Origin of the sequence: Gramella sp. MAR_2010_147, from assembly GCF_900105135.1 — a bacterium.
Lineage (GTDB): Bacteria > Bacteroidota > Bacteroidia > Flavobacteriales > Flavobacteriaceae > Christiangramia.
Genome location: NZ_LT629741.1, coordinates 49,792 through 61,457 on the forward strand (window position 1 = coordinate 49,792; position 11,666 = coordinate 61,457).

The 11,666-nt window shown below is 37.4% G+C and carries 9 protein-coding genes; 3 read left to right on the top strand and 6 right to left on the bottom strand.

Going from position 1 to position 11,666, the window contains the following annotated elements; translation table 11 throughout:
- Window positions 1-105: 105 nt before the first annotated feature.
- Both BLT95_RS00265 and recG read right to left on the bottom strand, forming a co-directional pair.
- Window positions 106-1,011 carry a tetratricopeptide repeat protein gene (locus tag BLT95_RS00265; protein WP_157717994.1) on the bottom strand — a complete coding sequence of 302 codons (906 nt, stop codon included), beginning with the start codon at window positions 1,009-1,011 and terminating at the stop codon, window positions 106-108.
- A 445-nt stretch (window positions 1,012-1,456) separates the two neighbouring features.
- Window positions 1,457-3,556, bottom strand: coding sequence for an ATP-dependent DNA helicase RecG (gene recG, locus BLT95_RS00270; RefSeq protein ID WP_089664086.1), 2,100 nt, complete (start codon window positions 3,554-3,556; stop codon window positions 1,457-1,459).
- 126 nt (window positions 3,557-3,682) lie between these two features.
- Here recG and BLT95_RS00275 point away from each other — a divergent pair, with 126 nt between their 5' ends.
- Genes BLT95_RS00275 through BLT95_RS00285 form a run of 3 tightly spaced genes read left to right on the top strand, consistent with a single transcriptional unit; the run spans window position 3,683 to window position 7,624 of the window.
- The gene (locus BLT95_RS00275; RefSeq protein WP_172822553.1) at window positions 3,683-5,797 is read left to right on the top strand and encodes a M1 family metallopeptidase; all 2,115 of its coding nucleotides are present in this window, start codon (window positions 3,683-3,685) and stop codon (window positions 5,795-5,797) included.
- Window position 5,798: 1 nt separating this feature from the next.
- Complete coding sequence (locus tag BLT95_RS00280; protein ID WP_089664087.1) at window positions 5,799-6,701, top strand: patatin-like phospholipase family protein; 903 nt, start codon at window positions 5,799-5,801, stop codon at window positions 6,699-6,701.
- Window positions 6,701-7,624 carry a patatin-like phospholipase family protein gene (locus tag BLT95_RS00285; protein WP_089664088.1) on the top strand — a complete coding sequence of 308 codons (924 nt, stop codon included), beginning with the start codon at window positions 6,701-6,703 and terminating at the stop codon, window positions 7,622-7,624. Before BLT95_RS00280 ends, BLT95_RS00285 begins: the two co-directional genes overlap by 1 nt.
- On the opposite strand, the gene BLT95_RS00290 is transcribed toward BLT95_RS00285, so the two are convergent.
- From BLT95_RS00290 to BLT95_RS00305, 4 genes are read right to left on the bottom strand one after another with little or no spacing between them, the layout of a single operon-like run.
- Window positions 7,608-8,129, bottom strand: coding sequence for a hypothetical protein (locus BLT95_RS00290; protein WP_089664089.1), 522 nt, complete (start codon window positions 8,127-8,129; stop codon window positions 7,608-7,610). The genes BLT95_RS00285 and BLT95_RS00290 overlap by 17 nt on opposite strands.
- 13 nt (window positions 8,130-8,142) lie before the next feature.
- Window positions 8,143-9,738, bottom strand: coding sequence for an FMN-binding glutamate synthase family protein (locus BLT95_RS00295; protein WP_089664090.1), 1,596 nt, complete (start codon window positions 9,736-9,738; stop codon window positions 8,143-8,145).
- A complete protein-coding gene (locus tag BLT95_RS00300; protein ID WP_089664091.1) occupies window positions 9,738-11,018 on the bottom strand; it encodes an amidohydrolase in 1,281 nt (426 codons plus the stop codon). Before BLT95_RS00300 ends, BLT95_RS00295 begins: the two co-directional genes overlap by 1 nt.
- A 4-nt stretch (window positions 11,019-11,022) precedes the next feature.
- Complete coding sequence (locus tag BLT95_RS00305) at window positions 11,023-11,559, bottom strand: DsrE family protein (RefSeq protein WP_089664092.1); 537 nt, start codon at window positions 11,557-11,559, stop codon at window positions 11,023-11,025.
- Window positions 11,560-11,666: the final 107 nt, after the last annotated feature.

Consider the following 11,666-nt stretch of genomic DNA (forward strand, 5'->3'; position numbering starts at 1 on the left):
TTTCTTTTGAAGTTAACTCCAAATTTAAATGGAAGCTGAAAACAAGTTCAGCCTGACGAAAAATCATCTTTTTAAACAGCCTTTTTCACTTTTGCAGAATTAGTACTAGCCTTTCTTTTTTAGGTTCATACTTCTCACTTTTTCCCAACCAGAATCGCTGGAATTGTAAGTAACCCATTCTACCTGATCTGATTTTTTCAGGATATCATGTTTCACTTCAACTTCTTCATTATTATCATTGGTATACTTTTCAATCATTTCATAATGGTCTGGCTTAACTTCTTTTAATACCATTTTTGAATTATAAATACCGTTTGCCTGATTTCTTCTCATAAAAGCAATATCAAATTCATCGTTTACCGGATCATAGACCATTACTCTTTTACAGCAGGGTTTATCATCTTCATCGTGATCTACGATCATTATGGAACCACCAGAATCAAAAGTAACATTGTTGGAACCTTTAAAGCTATTCACTTCTTTACCTTTTTGAAAAACCTTAGTCTCATTATCCCAGTTACCAATTAGAAAATTGAGTTGCTTATCCTTATTCTCCAGAATTGCCATTTTAGCTTTCCCGGCTTCAATAATAAGATCGTCTTGTTCATGCTGTTTTTTTTCAGCGATAGCAAGAGATTTCTCAATATATTTTAAGGCATCTTCTTTCTTATCCATTTCTAAAAGAACATCAGAATATGAATCATAGGGATTTGCTTCGTCTGGATATTCTTCTATTTGAGCCAGCATTAAAATTTCTGCCGATTTTAAATCCTTATCCTCCTGCATGATACGATATGCCAGAACATTCAAAGGCTCTGCCATCCCTTCGTAATCCTTATTCGCATTATTCTTCTCGTAAACCTTAAGAACTTCTTTTGCTCCCTTGTCTTTATAAATTTCATAAAGACTGGAAGCCATGTCGTCTTTAGTGTCGTTTTGAGCAAACAGTGATGAGATAAAACAAATCAACAGTACGCTTAAACCCAATTTAATTCTAGTAGTTGCACTCATAATTTCAGTTTTTATTAATTGATTAGAAATGATTCTTAATAAAATATTGAGGCGAATTTTTGTGGTTAAGAAAAGATAAGGGCCAAATTTTATAGGATTGTATGTGTCTTTACGAGTGGGGAGTGAATTAAGTTTTAATTTTTGTAAAGTGATCTTGGCGGTCTACACCTATAAAAAAGAGGAAGCAAAAAGTTTTCTCTTCCTCTTTCTCTTTGGTTGGAACTTTAATTTCCCCTTTTCAATTATGTTTACAGACTGCTCCATCTTATAGTTTAGATCTTTTATATAGGTCAAGCTAATTTGAAAATAGTATTGCCTGGGGAAGCAATACATAGCGTATTAGGTAAGATAAATTTTTCGGATATCTTAAAGATACACAAAAAATTAATTAGCTGGAAATCAACAAATAAAAAATAAATGTGATTTTGGGTCAATTACGCTGTATTTAGCTAATATAATTCCAAATGGTTTTATTCTTAACCAACCTGGCATAGGCGTTTTTAACCATAGTGTTTTTTTCTTCAGAAAGATTGGGGTCTTCTTTAAGGAGTTTGGAAGCATAATTCCTGGCCGATTGTAATATTGAATTGTCCTTCACGATATCGGCGATTTTGAGATTTAGAACACCACTTTGCTGTGTTCCCATGAGATCGCCCGGGCCACGAAGTTTTAGATCCACTTCAGCAATTTCAAAACCGTCATTGGTAAAAGTCATAGTTTCAAGTCTTGTCTTACTATCAGCCGAAAGTTTATGTCCCGTCATTAAAATGCAAAAACTTTGTTCAGCACCACGACCAACTCGTCCTCTTAATTGATGCAGCTGGGATAATCCAAACCTTTCGGCACTTTCAATGATCATTACACTGGCATTGGGAACATTTACCCCAACTTCAATAACCGTTGTGGCAACCATAATCTGGGTTTCTGCCCTCACAAAACGATCCATTTCATAATCTTTATCGGCGGGTTTCATTTGTCCGTGTACAATGGAAATTTGAAATTCTGGAAATTCGCGAGCAATACTTTCATAACCATCCATCAGATCTTTATAATCCATTTTTTCAGATTCCTGGATAAGTGGATACACTACATAAACCTGTCTTCCTTTCTGGATCTCTTCTTTAATAAACCTGAAAACCTTAAGACGATTGCTATCAAATCTATGAACTGTTTTTACCGGTTTTCTTCCCGGCGGCAATTCATCAATCACTGAGATATCAAGGTCGCCATATAAGCTCATGGCCAGGGTTCTTGGGATTGGTGTGGCCGTCATCACTAAAATATGTGGTGGAATATGGTTCTTTTTCCAGAGTTTAGATCGTTGAGCGACTCCAAACCGATGCTGTTCATCAATCACTGCAAGTCCAAGATTCTTAAATTTTACCTTGTCTTCTAATAAAGCGTGCGTTCCAATTAATATATCAATTTCTCCATTTTCAAGTTTTTCATGAATCTCTCTTCTCTTTGCAGTTTTGGTTGAACCTGTTAAAAGATATATCTCAATATCCAGATCTTTACAAAGTTCAACCAGGCCGTTGTAATGTTGAATAGAAAGTATTTCTGTGGGTGCCATTAAACAAGCCTGAAAATCATTATCCAGTGCAATAAGCATGGACATTAGCGCCACAATAGTCTTTCCTGAACCAACATCGCCCTGTAACAAACGATTCATTTGGGCGCCACTTCCCATATCGCCCCGTATTTCTTTGATCACTCGCTTTTGTGCCCCGGTAAGATCAAATGGTAAATGCTCCTGATAAAAATTATTAAAATTATCGGCTATTTGTTCAAAATTAAAACCTTTGATCTTTTGCTTATGAAGCATATTCTTTCGGAGAAGCTGAAGCTGAATAAAGAACAGCTCTTCAAATTTTAACCTGAACTGAGCTTTAGCTAGTAATTCCTGATTCTTTGGAAAATGAATATTAAAAAGAGCTTCGGCTTTTGAGATCAGTTTCAGTTCATTGATGAGGTCTGCATTTAGACTTTCAGAAAATTTCAGGCCGGTTTGTTGCAAAACTTCCTGCATCAGTTTCATGATCACCCGGTTGGTAATTCCTTTTTTTACAAGTAATTCTGTAGAGGGATAAACCGGTTGCATAGCAGTGCGCAAATTCTTTTTGTAATCTGCCACCAGTTCGATTTCTGGATGCGGCATACTAAAAATTCCATTGTACCAGTTCGTTTTTCCGAAGATCACATAAGGAGTATTCAGTTTAAGATTTTCCCTGATCCATTTGTGGCCGCGAAACCAGATGAGTTCCATTTTTCCTGTGTCATCTATAAAATCTGCGACCAGTCGTTTTCCCCTTTTTTGCTCCACCATTTTAAGATGAACGATCTTCCCGACAACCTGCACCTCAGACGAGTTTCGTTGGAGCTGATTGATCTTGTAAAAACCTGTTTTGTCAATATATCTGTTTGGAAAGAAATTGATGAGATCCCTGTAATATTGAATATTGAGTTCTTTCTTTAGAACTTCGGCTCTATTAGGTCCAACACCTTTTAGATATTCAATGGGGGTTTGCAACAGATTTTGGATCATAGAAACGAAGATATTAAAACCGTTTGATTTTTGAACTTCTGCATTGGTGAGATGATGTTTAAACTTATATTTCTATGGATTAAAACTCCAATTTTGTATTTTGCAGAAGTTATTCTTCATATCTACATGCGAAAAATATTTGTTTTCCTGTTCATATTTTGTTCAGTTACATTAACGGCTCAGCAATTAGGTTTTTCTCAAACCGAAAAATTCGATTTTAAACATATTGATGCTAATATTAGCATAGTACCTTCAAAAGCAAAAGTTCTGGGAGAGGTTACCTATACTTTTGATATTCTAGCACAGGAAGACACGCTTTTTATTGATGGAAGAAAGATGCAGTTTTCTGATGTGATTCTAAATGGAAATACTGCTAATTTTTATTCCGATGAAGAAGGAATTTATATAGTTTCTGATTTTCTTCCAGCAAAAAATAAGAAACTCACTTTAACTTATACCGCGCATCCAACCTCCGGCATGTATTTTATTAATTGGAATTCTCCGGAAATCTATGCTTCAACAAGACAGGTTTGGACTCAGGGACAGGGGAAATACACTTCAACCTGGCTTCCCAGCTTTGACGATATGACCGAAAAATTAGAATTTGATCTAAGCTATGAGTTTCCTAAAGGCTATGAGCTTATATCAAACGGATTACAGAAAAGTGTTGAGCAAATTAATGACAGTACCTTAGTTTGGAAGTTTGACATGGAGAAGCCAATGAGCAGTTATCTGGTTGGAATGGCCGCCGGGCAGTTTGAGAAACAAAGCATAATATCAGCGAGTGGAGATGAAATTCAGCTTTATTATAATCCTGAAGATTCTTTGATGGCAGAGCCAACTTATAGGTACTCTTCAGAAATGTTTGATTTTTTGGAAAATGAGATAGGAGTTCCCTATCCCTGGCAAAATTATAAGCAGGTGCCGGTGCTTGATTTTCTACATGGAGGGATGGAAAACACAGGGACAACCATTTTTTCCTCGTCCTATTTAACAGATTCTATAGGGTTTAACGATCGCAATTATGTAAATGTAAATGCACATGAACTGGCTCATCAATGGTTTGGTGACCTGGTTACTGAAACCGAGAGCAGGCATCACTGGTTGCATGAAGGTTTTGCAACCTATTATGCCTTATTAGCCGAAAAAGAGATTTTTGGAGAGGATTATTATTACTGGAAATTATATCAAACTGCAGAAAGTCTTAAAGAACTTAGTGACTCTGGTAAAGGGGAGGCTTTATTAAATCCTAAAGCGAGTTCATTGACTTTTTATCAAAAAGGAGCCTGGGCACTTCATATTTTAAGGGAGAGAGTTGGGGATGAAGCTTTTCGCCAGGGGGTGAAAAACTACCTGGAACTCTATAGTTTTAAAAATGTAGTGACCGATAATTTTATTGCTGAAATGGAAACGGCATCGGGTATGGATCTCTCTAATTTTGTAAAGGACTGGCTGGAACAAGCTGCATTTAAGGCGAACCAATCATTAGAGTCTCTTAAAAATTCTTCATTTATCATCAATTACTTAAATATAGCAGCGCTAAGGGAAACTCCTTTAGATCAAAAATTTGACTATTTAGAAGATGCCCTGGATTTTCCCGTAAACGACTATATTGGTCAGGAAGCTGTGAATCAACTTGCCGGACTTCAATCACAAAAGGTTAATGATCTATATGCAAAGGCTTTTGAGACCAATAATCTCTTTGTGCGTCAGGCAATAGCAAGCACTATGGTTGAGATTCCGGGATCTTTAAAAGCGAATTTTGAATCTCTTTTAAAAGATGAATCTTATATCACTATAGAGGCAGCACTCTTTAAATTATGGGAACAGTATCCTGAAGACCGAAAAAAATATTTAGAACAAACCCGGAATCTGAATGGTTTTTATAATAAGAATATCAGGATGCTCTGGCTAACTTTAAATCTGGTTACCCCTGAATTTGAACCTGAACATACTCAGGAGTATTATGAAGAATTAGCTGGATATACCAAAGAATGGCATCCATTTCAAATAAGAGAGAATGCTTTTAGTTACTTGTATCAGCTTGGCGCATTCAATCCTGAAAGTTTAAATAGTTTAATTAAAGGCACCCAACACCATACTTATAGCTTTAGAAATTATAGCAGACAATTGATGAATGAGCTTCTTGGGAATGAAGAATATCGTCAGCAATTGGTACAGATAGCTGAAAATATGGATGATAAAGAAACTTCTTACCTGAGATCTAAAATTAATAAATAATATGCGAGCCCTTGTAATTTCTGGTGGAGGTAGCAAAGGCGCATTCGCAGGTGGTGTGGCACAATACCTCACCGAAGAATTAAAAAAAGACTATGATCTTTTTATAGGAACCTCTACCGGCAGTCTTCTTATGGCACATATGGCATTAGGAAAGGCTGAAAAAGTTAAAAAAGTGTTTACCTCTGTAAACCAGTCCAGCATCTTTAGCAATCGTCCTTTTTTGATAAAAAAGAAACACGGTCATGAAAATATAAGCATCAACCATTTTAATGTGTTTCTTAATTTCCTGAAAGGAAAAAAGACCTTTGGAGAAAGCCATAATTTAAAAAAGCTACTGGAAAAAACTTTTACAAAAGAGGAGTTCGAAGAGCTTAAGGCGGGGCCAAAGGAAATTGTGGTAACCGTTTCAAATATTTCATTGAATGAAGTGGAATATAAGTCCATTCGGGATTATGAATATGAAGATTTTATAGAATGGATCTGGATCTCCTGTAACTACACACCATTTATGAGTCTTGTTAAAAAAAATGGTTGTGAATATGCCGATGGTGGTCTGGGCTCTATGGTTCCTATAGAGGAAGCTATAAAGAGAGGTGCTACAGAGGTTGATGCGATTATTTTGCAGACTGAAGTCACTTACTTTAATAGAATGCCTTCAAAGAATGTATTTTCGTTGATCACTAATCTGTTTGCATTCATGCTTGACCGAATTGAAACGCAGAATATTAAGATCGGCAAATTTTCAGCAGCCAATAAAGATGCCGTTCTTAATTTTTATTATACTCCAACAATTTTGACTACCAATTCACTTATTTTTGATGAGGAGAAGATGAAAGTCTGGTGGGAGAGTGGTTTTGAGTTTGCAAAACACAGGAATAAAGAGTTGAACCAAATCGAACCTTAATGCGAGCATTAGTAATATCTGGAGGAGGGAGCAAAGGAGCTTTTGCCGGTGGCGTTGCTCAATATCTCATTCAGGAAAAAAACCGTAATTATGATCTTTATCTCGGGACATCTACCGGTAGTCTCTTAATTCCTCATCTAGCCGCGGGAAATATTCAGAAGGTATATGATATTTATACCAATGTAAATCAGCGAAAGATCTTTAGTATTAATCCGTTTATTGTAAAAAAGAAAGACGGGAGAGAATACGTGACCATCAATTACTTCAATATGTTCTGGCAGTTTGTGAGAAGCAGAAGAACATTTGGTGAGAGTAAGGCATTAAGAAGAAATATTCGTAAGAATTTTTCGCATCACGATTTTACAGAGCTTAAGAATAATGTGAAAGATGTAGTAGTGACCGTGTCTAATCTTTCTAAAAACAGGGTGGAATATAAGTCTATCCATGATTTTGAATATGATGATTTTCTAGACTGGATATGGATTAGCTGCAATTATATTCCATTTATGAGCCTTGCGCAAAAAGACGGGTTCGAATATGCCGATGGCGGTCTGGGCTGTGTGGTGCCAATAAGGGAAGCCATTAAAAGAGGCGCTACTGAAGTGGATGCGATTATTCTTGAAGCTGAAAATATGGAGTACAACAAAATTCTTGGTAAAAACCCATTTTCTTTAATGGTAAACCTCTTTGGCTTTTTGATGGATCAGGTTGAATACCACGATATTGTAGAAGGTAAACTGGCCGCAATGAATAAAAAAGTAAAACTGAATATTTATTACACTCCAACAAAACTTACTGAGAACTCATTGGTCTTCAATAAAAAAGCCATGACAGAGTGGTGGCAGCAAGGTTATGAGTATGCAGAAAAGAAAGAAATGGAAAAGAAGGCTGCTAAATCTTCCTGGTTTAAGCTAGGCTTCTAACTTCTTTTTTTATGTAAGAAAGAGCAGCGTCTGTAGGAGATTGCTTATCCATAAGACTTTTAAGGATAACTTCACGAAGTTCATCGGCCGTTTCAATATTCTCCTTAGCACCAGCTTTTCTAATGAGCGTGATGGTCGCATTCTTTGCAGTCTTAATATAATCCCAGCATTCATTACTTATATAGATCTGCTGAGCCAGGTTATGTTCAAACTCCTGCTCAATATTAGCAATTAAGAGATTCGCATATAACTTAGGGTCTTCTGAAGTTGCAGCAACTCTAAAAAGTATTTTTCCGGGGGAAACTCTTTCCAGAAAAAGTGCAAGCCTCTCATAAGCCTGTAACCGTACTGGTAACGAAGTTTTTTGCTTTTCTCTTAAAAGAAGAAACCGCCTTCTGTTTTCTTCATTTTTGGAATAGGTATGAAAGAAATAAAAGGAGATCAAGCCAACAACAATCGCCGGTAAAATGGCAAATAAAAGATCAAGGATTTCAGATTCGTTCATCAGGTAATAAAATTTAGTCTATTGCTTTTTCTGTTTTTTGTAAATGCTCAAGATTAAGCCTTCCGCCTAAATGGGAACATTCCACCAACTCCTTAACAGAAGCGAAATTTACTTTATCTTTATGGTATGAAAAAGTAGTTGCCAGGGTTTTTGCAAGATTCTTATCGCTGAGGTTGATGTCTACATCATCTGTATTAAACTGACATGGGTGCTCATAACCACTGGCATGGCTAATATTTAATAGTTCTTTTCTGAATTTCACAAAATAGAAATTCGTTCTCATGGCTTTGTCTTTTACATTTATACCAGATTGTAGCCATTTATTTTGTGTAGCAACACCTGTAGGGCAGGTATTGGTATGACAACTTTGGGCCTGAATGCAGCCAATACTCATCATCGCTTCCCGCGCAACATTAATACAATCTGCACCTAAGGCAAAAGCCATAGCCGCTTTCGCAGGAAACCCAAGCCTTCCCGAAGCAATAAAAACAATACGGTCTGTAAGCTGATATTTTTGAAAGATCTTGTAAACATCGGTAAAGGCATATATCCATGGAAGGGAAACATGGTCTGCAAAACTCGGTGGTGCAGCCCCGGTTCCCCCTTCGCCACCATCAATACTAATAAAATCTGGGCCATAATCTGTTTCCTGCATTATTCTCGCGAGAATTTCCCAGTCTTTCAAATTACCAACGGCAGATTTGATACCGGTAGGTAGACCAGTGGCCTGGGCGATCTCTTCAACAAAATCTACCATCCCTTCAATGGTATCAAAAGTTGTGTGGTACGCAGGAGAAATAACGTCTTTGTGCATAGGGACTCCTCGAATTTCTGAAATTTCTTTAGATATTTTGGCAGCAGGAAGAACACCGCCTTTTCCCGGTTTAGCTCCCTGCGATAATTTTAACTCGATAGCTCTAACCTCCGGATTATCTTTTACAAGCTTCACCAGTTTTTCCATAGAGAAATTGCCAAATTCATCGCGTACCCCAAAATATCCGGTTCCAATTTGAAATACTACATCTGCTCCTTTTAGATGATAAGGCGAAAGTCCACCCTCCCCGGTATTGTGATAAGCACCTGAAAGCTTACAACCTTCATTTAGAGATTCAATTGCTTTGGCTGAAAGTGATCCATAACTCATCGCCGAAACATTAATAACGGAGGCTGGCCGGTAAGGTCTTCTTCTTTTGTTCCAGCTACCCATCACCTTAGCACAGGGGATAAGCCCGGAGTTCTTTCTATTGGGATGATCTTCCGGAAGTTTATAAGGTAACAGTGCATTATTGATAAAAATATAATGAGTGGAAAAAATATCCTGATCTGTCCCGAAACCTTCGTAATTATTTTCATTTTTAGCCGAAGCATAGATCCAGCCTCTTTCCCGCCTGTTAAATGGGAGCTCATCCCTGTTGCTGGCGACAATATATTGTCTTAGCTCCGGGCCTATGCTTTCGAGGAAATAGCGTAAATGTCCCACCACAGGGAAATTATGAACTATCGTATGTTTCTTGTTGAAGAAAATATCTGAAATGCCAATAAGTAAAAGGAAAACAAGTAACCATCCCCACCAGGGAATATACCCTAAAATCATTAAAATTTCATTCATTAACCCTGGTTTAAATAATCTAAACTCAGTTGAGTCATTGCTTTTACACCTAATAATAAGCCGCTTTCATCAATATAAAAGTCTGGGGTATGATGTCTCGTAGGTTGTGCATTTGCAGGCATTCCGCCAAGGAAAAAATAAAACCCCGGTACTTCTTCCTGAAAGAAAGAGAAATCTTCACCTCCGGTAGTAGCTTTCATTAAATTTACATTTTCTTCGCCAGCAACTAATTTTAAGCTGGGCAGCATTTGATTGGTAAGAGCAGGATCGTTATATGTAATTGCTGTATTATTCTGAATTTCAATACTGGCTTCTCCACCATAAGCTTTGGCGATCGCTGGTACTAATTCGCGCATTCTGGAAAGGATCAATTCCTTGTTTTTTGGATCCAGAGTTCTTACTGTACCAATCATTTCGGCAGTTTCTGGTATTATATTGAATCTCACCCCGCTGGTGATCTTTCCTACCGTGATAACGGAAGCCGATTCCGTAAGTTCTGCATTTCGGCTTATAATCGTTTGAAGTCCGTCAATGATCTTTGCTGAAATTAGAATAGGATCCACACCACTCCAGGGAGCTGAACCGTGGGCCTGTTTTCCTTTTACGTTTATTACAAATCTTTCCACCGCAGCCATGGTGCCTTCAGGCTTGTATTTAATGGTTCCTACCGGAGTGGCCGCATTAATATGTAGTCCAAAAATTGCATCAACATCTGGATTTTTTAGAGCACCTTCCTTTATCATCAAAGAAGCACCACCTTCTTCTCCGGGTGGCGGGCCTTCTTCAGCGGGCTGAAATATAAATTTCACGGTTCCTTTAATCTTGTCTTTATTTTCTGAAAGTATTTCAGCAACCCCCATTAAGATAGCGGTATGTGTATCATGCCCGCAGGCATGCATTACCCCGGTTTTAGTACCGAGGAATTCAGTAGTAACTTCAGATTTAAATGGTAGATCGTTATTCTCGGTAACCGGCAGTGCGTCAATATCTGCCCTAAGGGCCAGTGTTTTTCCCGGTTTATCTCCTATTAAAATTCCTATCACTCCTGTTTTAGCTACCCCTGTGGTAGTCTCAATTCCAAGGGACTTTAAATGACTGGCGATTTTTTCAGCGGTTTTGAATTCCCGGTTGGAAAGTTCAGGGTGTTCATGAAAATCCCTTCGCCACTCTATAACCTTATCTTCTATATTTTCAAATTCTTCGGAAGGAATTATTTCCTGTGCCTGAGAGAAAAATGAAAGCAGGCTTCCAAAGAGAAGAAAGTGAATTTTACGAGTCATAAATTTAAAATTTAATTAGTTGATATCCGTCGTTTTGTAATTGTACCAGAGCCGTCATTGCTGATAAGGCAAATGTTATATGTTCACTTGCTTTTTCTCTGGTGACTTTATGATGCGTAGCACTTTGTCCGCAGAGAATGATTTCTACACCATTTTTAGAAAGAGCTTCTATTAGTTTTAAATTTGGATTTTGTGATACTCCGGGATTTTTAACAGTATAATATTCGTTTTTCAATACATCATTTACAGATTGCCCATGCAAAACCAGGGCTACCTTCATGTTTTCAGAATTTACTCCAGCTTTTTCATGCATATTCAAAAATCTGGCGGCAGTTTCAATGAGTGCATTGGGTTTTAAGGCTTTGAAACTTCGGTCTACATCAAAAACAACTTTTAGCACAGCATTGGTATCTGTTTTGAATTCTGGAGAAGCGATGGGGTATGTTTTACCATATTCCGGAATCACAGTTCCAGATTCCAGTTGCTGTGAAATAGATGGGGTAGCAGCCAGAAGTAATAGGAGAAATAAGGCTTTTTTCATGAAAATTTTCTGGTATTTGAATTTAGGATTTTAAAGATATTAAATTATAATCCTTTGCACCTGCCAATAAACGTAATTGTTTAAAAAAGGCATGCCGTCAGGTTTCC